This is a genomic window from Flavobacterium profundi (assembly GCF_006491645.1).
Classification (GTDB): domain Bacteria; phylum Bacteroidota; class Bacteroidia; order Flavobacteriales; family Flavobacteriaceae; genus Flavobacterium; species Flavobacterium profundi.
This window is the reverse complement of the sequence record NZ_VDCZ01000013.1, coordinates 111,441-130,443: the sequence shown is the minus strand read 5'-3', so window position 1 is coordinate 130,443 and position 19,003 is coordinate 111,441. Positions and strand designations below refer to the sequence as shown.

Genomic DNA, 19,003 nt, shown 5'->3' with positions numbered 1-19,003 from the left:
TTATTTTTTATAAATTGATGCATAATTTTTTGTGTTTAAAAGACAATAAAAAAGAACAAAGAATAAGACTCCTCTTTGCCTCCACAAAAATGATTCTGTCAAAAATAAGCTTATCATTACAATTGCAAAAGCAATATGAATAAAATCTTTACTTCTTAAGGCTATTTTTATATTTATTGCTACTATTACTAAAAGTAAAATAAAGCCAATAATTCCTAATTCTGCAAAATTTTGAATATATTGGTTGTGAAAATTAAAATTTCCATAACCTGGATATAAATTGTATTGCTTTTCTTTCTCTAGTAATTTTTCACTTGAAGCTTCAAAACCAAAACCTTTTAAAAATATAGGTTCTTCTTTTAAAAAATCCATAAAAATTCGAACTTGATAGACTCTAAAAGAGGTTCCAGGAAAAAAATCATTATGTGTAAAAGCTTTGTTATTCCATGCTTCATAAATACTTATGTTATTAACGCCATTTGTATTATTAACATTAACATTATGAGACAGACTTTTTTTAGAATTACTAGTAAATTCTATTAAGAATCGTTCTTTTATATTTTTAAATGAAATAATAAATCCGAATAGTATAAAAATAAGTGTTAAGTTTCTTAATCGTAATCTATTAGCAGCTTTTGAATAGAAAAAAACATGAATTAAAATTAATAAGATAAAAATTAAAATAATGTTTTTAGAAGACAATAAAATGATAAAAATAAAAAGCAGTATCGAAAAAATATACTCTAATTTAGTTTTATTCATTTTTGTAAAAAAATAAAAAAAAGCAATTACCAAATAGACAGAAAAATGAATAGCATTAAGTAGTCTCGGCACTAATCCAGTATCGGTCAAATTGTCTGGTCCATGATAAAAAAAGACATCAATATTGTTACTAATACTATATCTAACAATTGCTCTTATTGTAAAATATAGCACATAAACAACCATAGAATAACTATAAAATTTTAGTATCTTGTTGTTTTGCTCATTTGTAAAAGTGGGAATACTCATGAAAGCTAATGGGACCAATAAAAAAGGAAGCTCCTTTGGAAGATTTACTAGCGTTTTATTGCTATCTATAGACCAAAAATAAGATAAACAAATCCATAAAAAAAATACAAAAAGGGGAACTAATACAATAGAAAAATACTGTTTTTTTCTAACAAAAGAAAGAAATGAAGTTAATAGAAAAATACCTAGTAAAACATTATTAACTCCCATCGCTAAAGGCAATGTACTAATTAATAACACAAAAGGAATAAACGAAATATTTTGTTTATTTTCTAGTTGAATTTCTTTCCAAACATTGTTCAAAAAGTTGTAAATATTGTTCATTTATCTTCTCCCAATTAAACGATTTTGCAATTGCTTCGTAGTTATTCTCTACAAACTGCAAGTTATCACTTTTTTTAATTGTTTGTAGTATTTTTTTAACTTCTTCAGCAGAAGAAAAATAATAGGCATTTTCATTTAAAACACCTTTATTAAAATCATTATTATGAGCTGCAATTAATGCTTTAGATCCCATTGCTTCTAATAAAGATGGATTTGTTCCCCCTACCGTATGACCATGAAAATATAAATTTGAAAAAAAACGAAGGTTATCTAAATGATTTAAATTATAAATGGCTCCTAAAAAAATAATGTTCTTAAATTTTGAAAACTTATCTTTAAGATACGATCCATATTTGGTTTTATAATTACCAATTACCAAAATAGGCTGTTTATCTTCGCTTAAAGTAACTCCTTCCAATACCATATCAATATTGTTTTCTGGTTCAAAACGCGCCATTATCATATTGTATTTTTCTTTTTCTACTTGATATGGTTTAAGGACATCACTATCTGGTTGATTGAAACAATTAGAACCATATGCAATGTAGATGCTTTTCTTATTATATTTCTCTTGGATATACTTTTGAATACCTAAAGAATCCGCTATGAGATAATCGCTTTTCTTTACCGCAATTCTTTCAGCAACTTGAAGCGCTTTTCTAACTTTATTTGAATATTTAGTTCTTTTCCACTCTAAACCATCCATGTTTGTAATTACAATAGCTTTTTTAGGGTGCAATGAAAACCAAACGGAACTACTTGTATAACCTAACTGAAGAATGATGTCAAAATTTCTTTTTCTGGCATCTCTAATACAGTTTAAATCGTATATAAATTGACCAGCCGTACCAATTCTATTTTCTGGATCATAACAATGTATTATGTTAACCCCATTAAAAGTATTTTGTTTATAGGGATGTGCACTTGAATTATATACAAATACATCATGCCCTTTTGTTACTGCATAAGTAGCAAAAAATTCCGCAAATTGTTCAAAACCTCCATAATGGTTGGGTATTCCTCTAGTACCAAGTATTCCTATTTTCATTTTTAAAAGAATGGGAAACAAAAGTACTAATTTGAATTTTTAAATCGAATTGCTTCTAAATAATTCTTTGCACTAATTTTCCAATTGTATGTTGATTTCATCTCTTCAATACTTTCATCTAAATCATTTTCATTCAAAGCCATGTCAATTTTTTCTTTTAAATCAAAACCATTATTTGGATTAAATTGATATTTATTTAGGAAATAAAAATCTTCCATAGCTGTTGCATTAGAACAAACTGTTGGAATATTAGCAGCCAATGTTTCTAATGGAGGAATACCAAAACCCTCTGCTAAGGAAGGATAAACCGAAAGTCTTGCTCCCTGTATAAGCTTTAATAGGTCAGCGTTTTTTACATTTTCTAAAAAATGAATTCTTTTTTTAATCTCTTCATTTAATTGAGATAAAAATGAATATAATTCAGAATAATCTAGGTCTTTTTTTCCAACAAAAACTAAATCATAATTTTTATAGTATTGATAATCAATGTATGTTTTTAGAAGTAGCAAATGATTTTTTCTTGGTTCAATTCTACTTACTAAAATAAAATAGGGTTGAAATATTTTATATTTTTCTGAAATTATTGCTCTGATTACTTGTTTATCATGTTTTTTAAAATAAACAGGATTAACAGCATTAGGTGTAACATAAATATGATCCTTTACAATACGCTTTTCTAGTAAACGCTTTTTAGAATAATTTGAAACTGTTAAAATTATATCTGAAAGTTTAGCTGAAAAACCAAACAGATATTTGTTTTTAAAAATATATTTTTTTGTAAAAAATTTAGGATACTCTAAAAACAAGACGTCATGTATTGTGGTGATATACTTACATAATTTAATTGGAGGCACTATGTATTGAAAGTGAGCATAATCAATTTTGTTTTTTAAAATAATTCGAGGAAAATCAAAGATTAACCGCAACCATTTATTCGAAAAATATAATTTTCTATAATATATATTATCTCCCTCACCGAATACCTCTTTCAACAAATGGAGGTTCCTTGACGCAAAATAGAATTCAAAATCTTTTTGCTGAACTAATTCAGTATATAAACCTTCTATGTAAGTGGTAATACCTTGAAAATCTTCATCAAACTTATGACAATCCACAAGTATTTTTGTTTTTTTATTTTCTTTCATTCAACTGATTTTCAACTGATTTAAAAAAAAGTAACCCACCTAAAACAAGTACAACAATATCTCTCTTATTAAACATTCCTGTAATTATTAATGAAGAAAAAAAATAAAAAAGGCCAATACCCGAAATTAAATTCGAAATATAATTATTTTGAAAATAGCTTGTCCTATATAACTTTATTAAAAAAAATAAATAAAATAATATACCTATTAAGCCTGTTTTATAAAAGACAAAAATATAGCCATTATGAATTTCAGAAATATATTTCAATCCTTTTTTACCATCACCTAAAGGGGAATAAAATTTTAGGTTAATTTCTGAACCTAATCCTGTACCAACTAAAAAACTCATTGGATTTTCTTGCATCAAAGTAATTGCTCGTGATGCTTCATAGGCTCGCCAATGATCCCAAAGCTTTCTATGATCTTCTCTGTTAATTTTACTGATGAAAATTTCCCCAGGTGCCATTTTAAGTTTATATAAAAAACCATTAAATCCTACGGCATTTCTCTCTAATTTGACAGAAAATAAATAAACATACAATAAGCTTATACTTAAAAGTAATAAAGCTATTAGTTTTACGGTTCTAGCAGTTATAACTGTATAGCCTTTAACTGCCATTACCATTAAAATCCCAGCAACAAACATCGTTCTTGAAAAATATAAAATTGCCGAAATAAATAATATTATTAAAATTTGTAATTTTCTTTTTTTGCTAAACAAAGGTGTTTCTAAATAATCTTCTGAAAAAAATAAAAGTATAATTGCAAATAATTCTAAAAAATTATCCTTTGTAAATTCTCTTAATTGAGAAACACTTCCAGATAAAAAATTTGTAAAAAATAATACTATTATTAAATGGACTAATGCAGATGCTAAACCTGTTAAAATAATTGTTTTTAAAAATAATTTGAAATTATCTGTTTTTTTAAAAAATAAATAGCCTAAGATTATTCCTATAACTGGCTTTATAAAATAAAAAAGATCTTTTATGAAAACGCCTATTTTGTTAGAATAAATAAATCCAATTAGTATACCTAACAAAACTATAATTAATAATGGACTTAATTTTAGTAAAGTTTTTACAGCAATTTTATTGTTTGGGATTACTAAAAATAATAGTAATACGCCTATCTGTAAAAATATATTAAATTTAAAAGAAGGTATATAAAGTTGAGATAATAAAATAATTGAAAAAAATATTGAATAAATTGTATTTACTTTAATCTTCATCAAATCGAGACTTTATCTTTTTAATAGTTTGATTTATTTTCAATAAACCATGACAAATATACTTATAAATACCTTTGAAATGTTTGTTAATATATAATTGAAATCCTTCAATTAACATTTTATTTTTCTTTTTGTTAAAACCTACAAAATGAATATAATTAAGAGAGGTGTAAAAAACTCTTTTATAGCCTAAATCTGAAATTCTTTTACATAAATCAACATCTTCAACATATAAAAAGTAATCTTCGTCAAAGCCATTGATTTTTTCAAAAACATTTTTTGGCATTAAAATAAAAGATCCCGTTAGCCAATCAACTTCATAAATAAGATTAGAAAAGTTTCCTGAAATAAATTCTTTATTAAAACTAAATGCTTTTTTCATCCAAAAAAGATTTATGAAATTTGGGAATTTACCTGCTGCTTGTAAATATTTTTTTGTACCACTTAGCATATTAATTCCTAATGCTCCGATTTCTTTATTTGAAATCAAATAATCCAGTGCAGGTTTTATATTGTTTTGTAGAATTGTATCTACATTTAATAAAAGTAAATAGCTTCCTTTCGATTGCTGAACAGCTAAATTATTCCCTTTACCAAAACCATTATTGTTTTTAGATTCGATTAAGTTTATTTTAGGATAATTTTCTTTAATAAATTTACAACTATCATCACTTGAACAATTGTCAATTATAATAATTTCATAATTTATTGTAGCTAAATTTTCTTCTATACTTTTTAAACAAGCATCTAGATATTCTATTCCGTTATAATTAACAAGGATAACTGATAGTTCCAAAATCATATTACATAAACGTTAAAAAGCCTAATTTTTTCTTTATAACAATAACAAATATACTATTTACAATAACATTTACTAATAAACTTGAAAAAGCAGCTCCTAGATAACCATAGGAAGGTATAAAAATTAAATTTAATATTACATTTACAATAAAACCTAGAAACATAATATTTCTCACCATTTTTTCGTTTCCTGTCATATTTAATATTTGATCTACATTTCCTGTCATTGCATTAAATAATGCTCCTAATGTTATTAAAATAAGTGCCCATTTACCTTGTACAAATTCTTCACCGAAAAATCGCAGGAAAAAAGAACTAAATATTATTAAAATTAAAGCAACGGGTAAAGTTAAAATTATTGTCCACTGTGTTGCTTTATTGATTGTCTTTTTTAGTCCGTAAAAATCTTTCAAATTATATTTTTCCGAAATATCTGAAATTATTACAGACCCCATAGCGGTTACAAAAAAAAGAGTTAAATAACCTATTTTAAAGGCAATGTTATAAATTCCAATATTTTCTTCCGTATCCAATCTACCTAACATTAAAACATCTGTCCAATTAAGCAAGAGTAAAAAAATTGTTCCCACCATCATTGGAAAAGATTTTTTTAAAATATTGGGCGTGGAAATTTGAGGAATGATAAACTTTAAGTCTTTTCCAAAAACTAATAAATACCCGAATATTGTAGTTATAAAGAACCCAAGTACATAACTTAAAAAAACACTATAGGGTGGAAGGTTAAAATGACTTGATAGTAGTAAAAAGACAGAAAATAAAACATTGGGGATAATGAATAATGACAAACTATAAATTAAGTGTTTTCCAACAGATAAAAAGAAATAACACAAAATTTCATGTAGAATCATAAAAGGAATTGCAATTGCAGTGATGGATAAGAAAATACTAAAATCTTCCTTTTTAAAAATAGTTTCAGCAATAAAATTAGAACTATAAAATAGGATACAGCAAGGTAGTAATGAAACCAATATTGCTATTAAAGATGATTTTAGTAAAAATCCTTTTTTTAAATAATTATTTTCGAAACCTCCAGTAAAAGCTAAAAATGCATGAGGTAAACCTAGAGCAAAAATTAAATATGACAACTGAAGTATTGTTAAAGCTAAAGTAAAAAGGCCTAGTTCTGATTCTCCAAATTCATTAGGTATAAACCAATAGGTAAAAAAACTAATTAGCATTGCAATTAATTTGAATACAAAAATAACACCTCCTTTTTTGAAAATAGAATTAAATAAATTCAAGCTATTTAAAATCTTGAACATAATTATATTTCTTTGGAAATTTTATCAACTAGTACTTTCCAGTTAACTAAAGGTGACATAGTCTCAACATGCATATGCGTAGATAAACTAGGTAAAGGTGAAAGACACAAAAACTTCTTAAAAAAGAAAGATCTTCCATACATTTTTTTGCTCAAATATCTATCATTAGCTCTGTAAGATGATTTTAGTAAGACTTTCTTTTTCTTTTTTACGTCTTTAACTTGCATTACGAATGTAAAAGTAGTATCTGTAATTTGTCGCCAATGACATAAATCTGTATGATATATAAAGTTTTTGCTTAAGTATTTTAAATTATATCTGTCAGGATAATCACAGGGATGAATTATTAAATTTGGCTTTGAAAAAAATCTTTTAATAGATAAAAGGGTTATTTCTCTTTTTCTTAATAATTGTTTTATTTTGATTTTTCCAGGAACGATTCTTTCTTTATTCTTGATTAAATCAATGATATATTGGAAAGCCTCTGGTTTGTGCAAATAATCATCTTCACAAAAATAAACCCATTCGTCATCATTAAATTGCTCAGCAATTTTTATTGTTTCTCTAATTGATTTATCATTACCATAGACTCCTTCTATAAGTTTCAAATCAAATTTCGAGAAAAATTGTTTCATTTCATCCGATAAATTATCTCCTAATACTGTAATCGTGTAGTCGTAATCTTTCAAAGAGTTATAGAGACTTTTAAAACAAATCTTTATTAGTGTTTTCTTATCTAAATCAAATGGTCTAGGAGCATTATGAACTGCATTAACAATATCACAACTTCTAAAGATAACATTTATTTTACTCTCCATACTTTTTTTAAAAAAAACAAAAATAATTATTTTTAATTTTAAATTAGTTTTTTTTAGTCTTTATCTTTATGTTTACAGCTATATTACTACCTATTATTAAATGAATATATTAATTACTGTTCAAAACAAAATCCCTTCTCTTTTTTATGGTGGAACTGAAAGAGTAGTTTGGTATTTAGGTTTAGAACTTCATAAATTAGGACATAAAGTTACTTTTTTAGCACCAGAAGGTTCATACTGTGATTTTACCAATTTATTAATTTTTAATCCTAATAAAAGTCTTAATGATCAAATTCCTGAAAATATTGATATCGTACATATTTTTGATGATAATTTCATAGAGAAAATTGACAAACCTCATATCGTTACGATTGAAGGAAATCCATTTTTAATTAATGAACTCAATTTAAATTCTGTATTTGTATCCAAAAATCATGCAAATAGGTATAATTCTGAAAGTTATGTTTATAATGGATTAGATTGGGATGCATACAAAAAACCAAGTTTTGATAATAAAAGAGAATATTTTCATTTTTTAGGAAAAGCAGCTTGGAACGTTAAAAATGTGAAAGGTGCTATTGAAATTATACGAGCTTCAAAAAAGGAAAGAATACGAATTCTTGGAGGAAATCGATTTCACCCGAATACCTTTACTTTTAGTAACAAAGTAAAATTTGAAGGTACTGTAAATGATTCAGAAAAAAGTAGGCTTATGAATAAATCTAAAGGGTTATTGTTTCCTGTTTTATGGCATGAACCTTTTGGGCTTGCAATTACTGAAAGTTTATTCTTTGGTTGTCCTGTTTTTGGAACACCTTATGGCTCATTACAAGAACTGGTTCCTAAAGAAGTAGGATTTCTTAGTAACTCTGTAAACGATTTAAAAGAAGCTGTTTTAAACGCTGAAAATTTTGATAAAAAAGTATGTCATGAATATGCCCTTGACAACTTTAATTCTAGAAAAATGACTCTAGAATATTTTAATTTATACGAAAAGGTTTTAAATGGAGAAAAATTGAATGTCAAAAATCCTACAGAAAAAACTAAAAATTATACTTTTGAATGGAATAAATAAGACATTAAGGTTAACTTGTTAAATCAAAACAATTTTTATTTCAATTCTTAAAATTTTATGTCTTACTCCATAAAATATACAATAAGTAAACAACCCCTATAAACATAAAAAAGCTCGATTGAGCTTTTTTATGTTTATAGGGGTTGTTGTATCGTAAATTAAAATATATATTATTTGTATAAATTTTCAAGTTCTCTTACCGTGTTTTCTGTTCCACCAAAAATTGGATCATAACCTTCTGGTAAGTTGGTTATTGGTTTTGCGGTTGCTTCTTCTTTATTATATTCTATTGAAGCATTATTTCCAAAATACATCCAAAAATCTGAACCTTGAATTTTAAATACTTTATCTAAATATTTAAATTCACAACTTAGAAATTTAACTTCTTTTTGATTTTTATTACTACCAATATCAAAGCGCAATTGAGTAGGAATAAAATCATCAGGAATTTTGAAATCTAAAGTTTGAGCTGTTGGTGCTCCTTTTATATCAATATTTACATAATGCTCTGGATCAATTGGAGCTCCATTATCAAACCAATAAATCTGAAAATTGTCATCTTCTGGAACAATCACATCGAAAATTACGTGTAACGATTCATCCTTTTCAACAATTTCAGCTTGTACATTTTCAACATCTTTTTGCTCCTCTTCTTTTTTACAAGAAATTGCTACTAATAAAACAAAACAAAATAAGATTGTTTTAAAAAAATTTTTCATAATATTCATCTAATTAATACTGCAAATATATTCAGTTTTTATTTTATAATTATTTTTTTGTCGGAAATTTTAAAAAACTGATTTTTATGTTCATCAGTAAGTAATATCCCTATTTTATATTCCCCTTTGTAAATGTCGTTTTTTTCCATATCTATCATAAAACCAGCGTTATCATAATTTTTATTGTAGGTGTTTTTAAAAAATTGTGTAACATCTTCCCGCTTAAAATAATTCACATCAATCGAAAAGTTTTTGGTACCAACCAAGATTAGTTGTATGGTATTTTTAAAAGAGTCTTTATTCGGTAAAGCTGCCCATCCTTTTATCTTAATTTTCTTAGAATTTTCTAAAATTTCTTCTACATTTAATAGAACTTCCTCTGATTCTTTTAAAGGTAGATGGATTTCTTTAGGGATAATTTTCCTCTTAATATCAATTGAAAGGTTATTTGTATTATTAAAAATTACATTTTTCAAACTATCTTTAATTCCTAAGAATACTTCATATTTTCCTTCATCAAGTTCTTTTAAAACTGCTCTACACTTAAAACCGCTATTTATTAATTTTTCATTTTTAAAATGATCTACTAAATCAGGCCTTTCTTTTTTTTCAGTATTGAAAAGATATTTTTTATGCTCATTTACCAGTGCAATAAAAATAGAATCCTTATTTGTAACATTATTTTTGTTGAAACACCATCCGTTAATTTCTAAATAGTCTTCTGTAATAAAATTGTCTTCAATGTTTCCTTCTATTCCTTTTTCAATTGTAATTGGATTAGTAATTTCTCTATACGCTAAACTTTTACGAATAGAATACATTAAATTCTTAACGGAATCTTTTTCAGGCTTTTTCAGTGAAATTTTATTTTGAATTTCCTTCTTAGAAGAATATAATAAATAATATCCATCTAAGTATTTTACTTCTAATTCATTGTAATAAATTGAATGTGAGAAATTATTTAAATACTCTTTTGTAGTAACAATAATATCATTTGTAGTATAATTACTATTTTTAATTTCAATATCTAATGAGTCTAAGAACTTTTTGTTTATCCCTGTAGTTTCTCTAGCTACATAACCAATTGTTATTGGTAAATTATTTTTCAAAGCCATGTAGGATAAATCTTGGTAATCCATATGGTTTAATAAATGATTTTGAAATGGTTTATAGGTAATTATTTTTTCAAAATTTGAGGTTAATTTAACCCATCTATCTTCAGAAATTTTTTCGTTTTTATATTTCCCTTTTGGTAAATTTTTAATAAATAAAGGGGAAATATCATAGAATTGAATACCACAAATAAATAATAGCAAAATTGTTTTTAAACTGTTTTTAATTTCAACTTTAATAAGTACAATTAATGAACTAAAAATAAGCAGGTAATAGAACAACCAAACAAATCTTCCAGAGGCTCTATATATGTTTCCGACTTTTATGATGATTTCAGGAATTTGAATGTTAAATACTATTTTATCATTAAAACTTATACTATTTGTTATTGCAAATACTAATAATAAAATAGCAGCAATAATTAGTGGAATTGCCTTTTTATATGAAAACTGCAGTTTTTTATAATTAAAACTATAAAGTATTAATGAGAAAATGGTTAAAAGAAGAAAACCAAAACCTAAATAGGCATAACCCTCATATTGATGAGGAGTAACTTTATCTAATGCTGGTAAAAATTTGGAGAATGTTTCAGTATTTAAAAATGAATTTAAGTTAAGACCGTAAAGACCATAACTATTAGTTACTTCCATATCCACTTCTTTGTTGAAAGAAATCATTCCAGTACAATACCAAGGTATTACAATGAGTAACAGACTCACACTAAAATAAAGTAGCGCTTTTTTAATGCTTAAAAATTTATTTATGAACGTTATTTTAATGATTATAAAGGTCGTCAACGCCAAACAAAATAAAACTAAATAGGGATTGATTAAAGCACTTAAAAAAATCAAAATAAATTGCTTCAGCAACATTTTTTTAAAGTTATATTTATCCATATTTAGATAATAAAAAATAATTCCGACAAATAACCAATGAGCCGTTAAAGCAGGATGTATGTCTCTATAGAGTATTACGGGATTAAATGTTATTAAAAGAGTTCCTAAAAAAATATACAATGTATTATTAGTGTATCTTTTAAATATATTCATTGCGTAATAGGACAATAGTAAATGGGATAGCAACAGCCAAAACCCTAAATATTGAAATTCTTTGGGCAACAAGAAATTAAATATCTTAAAAAATATTGCTAACAAAGGTATTGAATCAGTATAACCCACAGTTGTACCTGCAGGATAATTATAGCCATCTATTTGACCTAAAGGAAATTTCCAAGCTTCTTCTTTAAAATAGGCCCAACCTAAATAATGTGTTCCCCAATCATGATAAGCACTCATTAACCAATTGGTTGAAGTTGGATTTAAAACATCTATACCAAATCTTAGCAAGAAAATTAAAATTACACTTATTAAAACTATACTATATAAAATACTACTTTTTTTGCTCATTTTCTAATCAATAAAATCTTTATAAATATCTGTTTTTGGAGGTATAATATTTTTACGTGAGCTTAATTGCATTAATAAAACAATTAAGGTTATTAAAAATAATTGTAGTATAATATTAAAAATAATTAATAATAAATTTGAAGCCCAACCAGGTACGGATTGGTCTGTAAAAAATTTAAAATAGAGTACAACTAGAACAGAAAAAATACATATCGATACTCCAATAAAAGTAAATTTTAAAATTCTTACAGAAAGAATATCAAAATAAACAGCTATTGAACTTAAACCATGTAATACTAAACTAGTAAAGTTCATTTTGGATTCTCCTGCATATCTTTTTCCTCTATCTAAAAGGATTTTGTCAAATGGAATTTTCGATTGAATAATACTTCCTGAATAATGATTCCATAAGTTTTCCTGAACGATTATCTTTTTTAATAATTCAGCTGGAATACAACTAAAATTTCCAAAGTTAATTTTTTGTTTTGTTAAAAAATAAAAGAATTGTTTGTAAAAAAAATAACCTATTTTAAACACTAGCGATTCTTGTCGTTTTTTTCTTTGCGCAAAAATTATTTTTTTGCTATTTAATGCTTCTGCTTTTTGTAGTAAAGTGATAATATCTTCTGGTCTATCTTCACCGTCACTATCTAAAACTACTACATAATCAAAATTATTAATTTGATCATTTATGTATTGTAAACCAATTGCGATTGCTCTTTGATGACCCACGTTTTTTTTTAAATTTACTATTGAAAAAGGGACCTTTGTAAAATTATCGTCAAAGAATTCTAGAGAAGAGCCGTCATTTATTGCAATAACCTGAATGTCAATTGTTTTTGATTCTAAAAAATAAAGACTTTCTATTTTTTGAATTAGAATTTTAAAACTCTCCCAATCGTTATAAACAGGTGTTAAACAAATAACTTTTTTATTATGAGCCATATATTTATCCTTTTTTTTGCCAAACACCTACAACTGTTTTGCCTAATTTATAAAAGATTAGTCGATCTATAATTTTTGAAAAAGGAATCATTACTCTATCCCAAAATGTAATTTGCTTTAGTTTAGGGTAATCTTGTTTTAAAAACCATTTATTCATAAGCGAAGCTAAAAGTCCAACCGAGTCTAAATAAATTAATTCTTTTTTTAGTAAGTCTTTAGGAATAATTTTTTCAAGACTCTTTTTATTATATCTTCTAAAATGACCAATGGCTGCATCAAATTTACTGAACAAATAATTATGTGCGGGAACTAAAATGATTAAATGGCCATTTGGTTTTAAGAAATTACTTGCTTTAATTAACTCCTGAGAATCCATTTCGATATGTTCAATTACATCAATGTAAATTATAGTATCAAACTTTTGTTCTTTATCTAGATTATCAATAGTTCCTTTTTTTATTTCAATCATTGAAGGAAGGTACCCGTTTTCTTTCTTTTCCTTTATGATATTAATTAAAGCCGCATCTGGTTCAATACAAATCCAAGATTTTTGCGAACCATCACACAATGAAAAAGTGGTTTCTCCAATACCAGCTCCCACTTCAAGAAGATCATCTTTTAAATATTTATTAATTTTACTTTTATAATATTGTTTCCAGTTTATAGCATATTTAAAAAGTTCAAGTTCATTACCAATATAATCTTTCATATTTGAAAATTTAGGTGTCTAGTTCTTTTTTTAAGTAATTAATATATGTTTCAATTATTGTAATATCAATAAGTCACAACTCAATTGATAATTTTTTTTTAAGATAATATAAAACATATTGCATATTATATTCTATGTATTTTTTTGGAAATTTAATAAATTAATCTTCCCGTAAATCTTTGTTCTACATCAATTGTATTGGGTAAATGTTTTAAAAGGACGTTTCCTGTTGAAAGTATTTCCCCATCTATTTTTTCAATAGGTCTAACAATCATATCATTAGAGCCTCTATGATATAAGTGTATACTATCGGCTTCAAAAAATTCTCCCTCAAACCTACCTTCTCCATTATAAAAATTTAAAAGCATTTCCTTACACTTCCCTTCAATATAATAATTTGAGAACGAATTACTCTCTACTACAAATTGACCGTTTGAATCCAAAATAATGAAATAATTTCCAGTACCTGCACCATCACCGTCATCTCTAATAGAAAACAATCGTAGCAAACCATATTTTAAAACCCCATCGCTTCTGATATCTTGATCTGTTTTACTATGTATTTCTTCTATATTTGGTGCCGTAACAGATACTGTAGTAACACCATAATCTCTTGCTATATTGCACGTAGAATTATCTTTTATTACTAAAAAATCACCGTCTAAAAAAACTTCAATATCACCTTTAATATTTTCTTTTGTTTCAACTTTTACTTCATAAATTGGACCTTCTTTAATTACTAATCCAACACCTGTATATACTTTTATTTTAGTGAAATTCTCATAAGGAAAAGTTAGTGTCACTGAATTACTGTTCCCTTTAAAACAATCTTCAGAAATACCACAACTAACTAACAATACTACTAGTACAATATATAAATTAACTTTTATCATAATCGTATTCCTAAGGTTGCTTCTACAGCTTCAGCTCTGCCTCTATGTGTTTTTAAACCAACTCCTGTAAAACAGTTTTTGTAAAGGTAATATTTTAAGCCAACTCTTTGATAAATATTATCTTCATAATGAAACGGTTTATAAATATAATATCCTAATTGTGCTTCGACTGACACTTTATTAATGAATAATTCATGTCCTAAAAACAAACCTATTCTTTTATAATCAGTATTGGGAGTTGTATAGTTTTTATGATCTTCAGGATATGCAACTGATACAAATTGAATATAGTCTTTTAAATATTGAGAAAAGAAAATATCTGTTCCTGCTTGCAAAGCACTTTTTCTACCAATTCTTTTATCTACATAAAAACCTAAATGATAAAATTGACGTTGACCTAAATTAGGAATTGGTCCTTCAGAAACCCCTGTTCTAAAAGCAATATTATAACGAATAGGTTCAACAAAATTAGACTTAGGAAGTAATGAATCTCTCTTTATTTCTTGTTCTTCATCAAAATTGTAGTTAATTCCAAAATTAAATGCTATGGTATTTAAACCAATATTTGGTGATTTAATTCTACCATTAGAAAAATGATTCAATAAAAACCCGGTTTGCAAACCCACGCCATTTATTATGTTTTCTTTTTTGTATTGTAATAAAAAATAGGTGTTGTCCATTAATTTAGTTCCAAAAGCAATGTTTTTGTTGTTGGCCTCTTTATCGTAAGGGTGAGATGTCATACCAATTCCTTGCGACACTCGGAACATTAAATTTCGTTTAAAAAAATAAAAATTATAATGAATTCCTAAAGCAAAATTATGTCCTAAATAATTGTTTTTAAAGTCAATATAATGAAAAGAAATCCCATAATCGGGATAATTATAAGCTTGATGCCATTCCTTATTCCCATTTGTCTTCCAATTATAGCTTAACAAAAAACCATTCGGATGACCACTAATTAAATGACTCACTTCGTCTTTATGCTTATAGATGTTTCCGCGAAAAAAATGAACATCAAAATAGGTGTTTGCTTTTTCTTGATTTTGAGAAAAAGAACTAAAACAGAAAAAGAACAAAGAGATGCATAAAATTAGTTTCATTCCCTTATACTTTTTGAAGACAATCTTGAAGACTTATTTTCCAATTTTGAATATTTAAATCAAAGACTTTTTTTATTTTGGTTTTATCCAAAACACTATACTGTGGTCTTTTTGCAGGTGTAGGATAAGACGTGGTAGGTATGGGTTGCAAATTGATAGTTATATCTTTCTCTTTGAAAATTTCATGAGCAAAATCATACCATGAACAATTTCCTTCATTACTAAAATGATACGTTCCAAATAGGTCATCCAAAATGTTTCTGGAAGTACAAAATAAAATCATCTGTAACAAAGCTTCGGCTAAGTCTATTGCATACGTAGGTGTTCCAATTTGATCGTCAACTACAGATAAAGTATCTCTTTCAGACGCCAATCGTAACATCGTCTTCAAGAAATTGGTCCCAAATTCAGAATATACCCATGACGTTCGTAGGATAAAATGTTTCTCCCAAGTATGTTGAACTGCTTGTTCCCCTTGTAATTTGGTTAAACCGTAAATTCCTGCCGGAAAAGGAACATCTGTTTCAGTAAGCCCTAAATTGCTCTTAAGAGGCAATCTCAGTTCTTTATCATAATAGGCAATGTTATTAGAATAATAGGCGTCAAAAACAAAATCAGTTGAAATATGCAATAAAATAGTATTGTGTCTCTTACAACTTTCCGCAATATTTTCAGCACCATTGGCATTAATTTCAAAAGCTTTTTCGGGCTCCGATTCAGCTTTATCCACTGCAGTATAAGCTGCAGCATTAATACAAAAATCAGGAGTGTACTTTTCAAAAACAGCTTTACAATTTACCTTATTAGTAATGTCTAATTCTTTAGAATTACAAAAAACAAACTGGAAAAAAGGATAACGCTCAGAAAGAGCTTGTAAAGCTTGTCCTAATTGACCATTGCTGCCTGTAACTAAAACTACCATATTTTTTTAGCTTTCTCTAATGTGGGTAACGCTATATCCTTAGATGATATGATAAGGTCTTTTAAAGGAGTTTTCCAATCTATAGCCAAGTTAGCATCATTATAAACTATTCCTCCTTCGCTAGCTGCATTATAAAAATTATCGCATTTATAAAAGAACGTAGCAGTTTCGCTTAAAACTAAAAACCCATGAGCAAAACCTCTTGGAATGAAAAATTGTTTTTGATTTTCTGCGGATAAAATTACAGCTTCATATTGTCCATAAGTAGCTGAATCTGGTCTAATGTCTACTGCTACATCTAAGACTTCACCTTGTAAAACACGTACTAACTTTGCTTGAGCGAATTCACCACATTGATAATGTAGTCCTCTAAGTACTCCTTTGGTAGAAAAAGATTGATTGTCTTGAACAAAATGAACCTGTTGACCTACTATTTGGGAAAATTTTTTTTCATTGTAACTTTCCATAAAATAACCTCTTTCATCGTGAAATATAGCCGGTTCAATAATGAAACATCCTTTTAATTTAGTTTCTAAAAATGTCATAATTATTCTTTAATCAAACTCATTAAGTGTTTACCATAACCACTTTTTAATAAGGGTTCTGCTAAAAGTTCTAAGGCTTCTTTAGTAATAAAACCCATTTTATAAGCCGCTTCTTCTATCGCACCAATTTTTAAACCCTGACGTTCTTCTATTACCTGTACAAATTGACTTGCTTGCATTAAAGACTGAAAGGTACCTGTATCGAGCCAAGCCGTCCCTCTATCTAAAATAGATACTTGAAGCTTTCCTTTTTCTAAATAAACTTTATTTACATCGGTAATTTCTAATTCACCACGCTGACTGGGTTTAATATTTGCTGCTATTTCTAAAACTTGATTGTCATAAAAATAAATTCCAGGAACAGCGTAATTCGATTTTGGTTGAAGCGGTTTTTCTTCTATAGATAATACTTTCCCATTCTTATCAAAATCTACTACACCATAACGTTCTGGATCATGTACATGATACGCATAAACGATTCCTCCGTTTGGATTGTTATTAGCTTGTAATAATTCTGCTAAACCTGTACCATAAAAAATATTATCCCCCAGAATAAGAGCTACTTTATCATTTCCTACAAAATCTTTTCCAATGATAAAAGCTTCAGCTAAACCGTTCGGATTTTCTTGTACTGCATATTCAAAGCGACATCCCAATTGAGTTCCATCACCTAGTAACTTTTCAAATAGGGGCAAATCCTGAGGAGTAGAAATTATTAATATTTCTCTAATTCCTGCCCACATTAAGGTTGATAGGGGATAATAAATCATGGGCTTATCATAGATAGGCATCAGTTGTTTACTAACTGCTAGTGTTAATGGATGTAAACGGGTTCCAGATCCTCCTGCTAATATTATTCCTTTCATGTTTGGCTTTATACTTTATGCTGACAGCTGGCAGCTAATTAAACTTATTAATATACCATTCAATAGTCTTTACAATTCCAGTATCAAAGTTTTCATCTGCTTTCCAACCCAATTCATTTTCTATTTTAGAAGCATCAATAGCATAGCGTAAATCATGACCTGGTCTATCTTTTACAAAAGTAATCTGCTCTTTATAACTCCCCATTTTTTTGGGTTTCATTTGATCTAAAATTGTGCAAATTTTATCTGCTATATACAAATTATTTTTTTCATTTCGCCCTCCAATATTATAGGTCTCACCAGATTTTCCTGTTTTAAATACCAATTCAATTCCTTTACAATGGTCTAAAACATATAACCAATCACGTACATTCTTTCCATCTCCATAAATTGGAATATTTTCACCTAATAAAGCTTTCCTAATAATTGTGGGTATAAGCTTCTCATTATGCTGTTTTGGGCCATAATTATTGGAACAATTCGTTGTGACAACATCCATTCCAAAAGTATGAAAATAACTCCTCACAATCATATCTGATCCAGCTTTTGAAGCAGAATATGGACTATTTGGAGCATATGGCGTAGTTTCATGAAACAATCCTGTTTCACCTAAAGTTCCATAAACCTCATCAGTAGAGATATGGTGAAATCTAGCATTTTGATACGCTTCTTTATATTCATTTGGCCCTTTCATCCATAATTTACGAGCCGAATCCAAAAGATTGAATGTACCCAATACATTAGTTTTAATAAAAGCTTCCGGTCCAGATATGGAATTGTCAACATGACTTTCTGCTGCAAAATGAATTACACCTTGAAATTGATATTGGTCAAACAATTGCTCCACCCAGTGTCTATCACAAATATCACCTTCAATAAACGTATAAGAAGCCCTATCTTTTACTTCTGATAAATTTTCTAAATTACCTGCGTATGTTAATGCATCCAGATTAACTATATGGAATTCTGGGTTGTTTTCTAAAAAATAAGGAATAAAATTTGAACCAATAAAACCTGCTCCACCAGTTACTAATATCGATTTCATA

Annotated in this window: 18 protein-coding genes; 1 reads left to right on the top strand and 17 read right to left on the bottom strand. The window is 27.2% G+C overall.

Features of this window, described 5'->3' with window-relative positions; genetic code table 11:
- The 7 genes from FHG05_RS15630 to FHG05_RS15600 all read right to left on the bottom strand — a co-directional run bounded on the left by FHG05_RS15630 (nt 1) and on the right by FHG05_RS15600 (nt 7,661).
- Nucleotides 1–1,335, bottom strand: a complete 1,335-nt coding sequence (locus FHG05_RS15630; RefSeq protein WP_140999045.1) for an O-antigen ligase family protein — start codon at nt 1,333–1,335, stop codon at nt 1–3.
- A complete protein-coding gene (locus FHG05_RS15625; RefSeq protein WP_140999044.1) occupies nt 1,277–2,383 on the bottom strand; it encodes a DUF1972 domain-containing protein in 1,107 nt (368 codons plus the stop codon). Before FHG05_RS15625 ends, FHG05_RS15630 begins: the two co-directional genes overlap by 59 nt.
- A 26-nt stretch (nt 2,384–2,409) precedes the next feature.
- On the bottom strand, nt 2,410–3,528 hold the full coding sequence (locus FHG05_RS15620; protein ID WP_140999043.1) for a glycosyltransferase family 4 protein: 1,119 nt from the start codon (nt 3,526–3,528) through the stop codon (nt 2,410–2,412).
- On the bottom strand, nt 3,515–4,249 hold the full coding sequence (locus tag FHG05_RS18455; protein WP_181369186.1) for an O-antigen ligase family protein: 735 nt from the start codon (nt 4,247–4,249) through the stop codon (nt 3,515–3,517). Before FHG05_RS18455 ends, FHG05_RS15620 begins: the two co-directional genes overlap by 14 nt.
- A 499-nt stretch (nt 4,250–4,748) precedes the next feature.
- Nucleotides 4,749–5,561, bottom strand: coding sequence for a glycosyltransferase family 2 protein (locus FHG05_RS15610; RefSeq protein WP_140999041.1), 813 nt, complete (start codon nt 5,559–5,561; stop codon nt 4,749–4,751).
- A 1-nt stretch (nt 5,562) separates the two neighbouring features.
- Nucleotides 5,563–6,843, bottom strand: a complete 1,281-nt coding sequence (locus FHG05_RS15605; RefSeq protein ID WP_140999040.1) for an MATE family efflux transporter — start codon at nt 6,841–6,843, stop codon at nt 5,563–5,565.
- Nucleotides 6,844–6,845: 2 nt separating this feature from the next.
- Nucleotides 6,846–7,661: a hypothetical protein gene (locus FHG05_RS15600; RefSeq protein ID WP_140999039.1), complete on the bottom strand. Its 816-nt coding sequence runs from the start codon at nt 7,659–7,661 to the stop codon at nt 6,846–6,848.
- A 100-nt stretch (nt 7,662–7,761) separates the two neighbouring features.
- Between FHG05_RS15600 and FHG05_RS15595 the strand changes: the two genes are divergently transcribed.
- Nucleotides 7,762–8,736, top strand: a complete 975-nt coding sequence (locus FHG05_RS15595) for a glycosyltransferase (RefSeq protein WP_140999038.1) — start codon at nt 7,762–7,764, stop codon at nt 8,734–8,736.
- A gap of 170 nt (nt 8,737–8,906) precedes the next feature.
- Here the strand turns inward: FHG05_RS15595 and FHG05_RS15590 are convergent, their stop codons facing one another.
- The 10 genes from FHG05_RS15590 to rfbB form a co-directional block, all read right to left on the bottom strand.
- Nucleotides 8,907–9,455 (bottom strand): hypothetical protein, encoded by a 549-nt coding sequence (locus FHG05_RS15590; RefSeq protein ID WP_140999037.1) that lies wholly within the window; start codon nt 9,453–9,455, stop codon nt 8,907–8,909.
- 38 nt (nt 9,456–9,493) lie between these two features.
- A complete protein-coding gene (locus FHG05_RS15585) occupies nt 9,494–11,974 on the bottom strand; it encodes a DUF6311 domain-containing protein (protein ID WP_140999036.1) in 2,481 nt (826 codons plus the stop codon).
- Between the two features lie 3 nt (nt 11,975–11,977).
- Nucleotides 11,978–12,919: a glycosyltransferase gene (locus FHG05_RS15580; protein ID WP_140999035.1), complete on the bottom strand. Its 942-nt coding sequence runs from the start codon at nt 12,917–12,919 to the stop codon at nt 11,978–11,980.
- A gap of 4 nt (nt 12,920–12,923) precedes the next feature.
- A complete protein-coding gene (locus FHG05_RS15575; RefSeq protein ID WP_140999034.1) occupies nt 12,924–13,628 on the bottom strand; it encodes a class I SAM-dependent methyltransferase in 705 nt (234 codons plus the stop codon).
- A gap of 152 nt (nt 13,629–13,780) precedes the next feature.
- On the bottom strand, nt 13,781–14,521 hold the full coding sequence (locus FHG05_RS15570; RefSeq protein ID WP_140999033.1) for a GIN domain-containing protein: 741 nt from the start codon (nt 14,519–14,521) through the stop codon (nt 13,781–13,783).
- Nucleotides 14,518–15,624 carry an acyloxyacyl hydrolase gene (locus FHG05_RS15565; protein ID WP_140999032.1) on the bottom strand — a complete coding sequence of 369 codons (1,107 nt, stop codon included), beginning with the start codon at nt 15,622–15,624 and terminating at the stop codon, nt 14,518–14,520. Before FHG05_RS15565 ends, FHG05_RS15570 begins: the two co-directional genes overlap by 4 nt.
- Nucleotides 15,625–15,628: 4 nt before the next feature.
- A complete protein-coding gene (rfbD, locus tag FHG05_RS15560; RefSeq protein WP_140999031.1) occupies nt 15,629–16,546 on the bottom strand; it encodes a dTDP-4-dehydrorhamnose reductase in 918 nt (305 codons plus the stop codon).
- Nucleotides 16,540–17,091, bottom strand: coding sequence for a dTDP-4-dehydrorhamnose 3,5-epimerase (gene rfbC / locus FHG05_RS15555; protein WP_140999030.1), 552 nt, complete (start codon nt 17,089–17,091; stop codon nt 16,540–16,542). Before rfbC ends, rfbD begins: the two co-directional genes overlap by 7 nt.
- A 2-nt stretch (nt 17,092–17,093) precedes the next feature.
- Nucleotides 17,094–17,957: a glucose-1-phosphate thymidylyltransferase RfbA gene (gene rfbA, locus FHG05_RS15550; RefSeq protein ID WP_140999029.1), complete on the bottom strand. Its 864-nt coding sequence runs from the start codon at nt 17,955–17,957 to the stop codon at nt 17,094–17,096.
- A 34-nt stretch (nt 17,958–17,991) separates the two neighbouring features.
- Nucleotides 17,992–19,002: a dTDP-glucose 4,6-dehydratase gene (rfbB, locus tag FHG05_RS15545; protein WP_140999028.1), complete on the bottom strand. Its 1,011-nt coding sequence runs from the start codon at nt 19,000–19,002 to the stop codon at nt 17,992–17,994.
- Nucleotide 19,003: the final 1 nt, after the last annotated feature.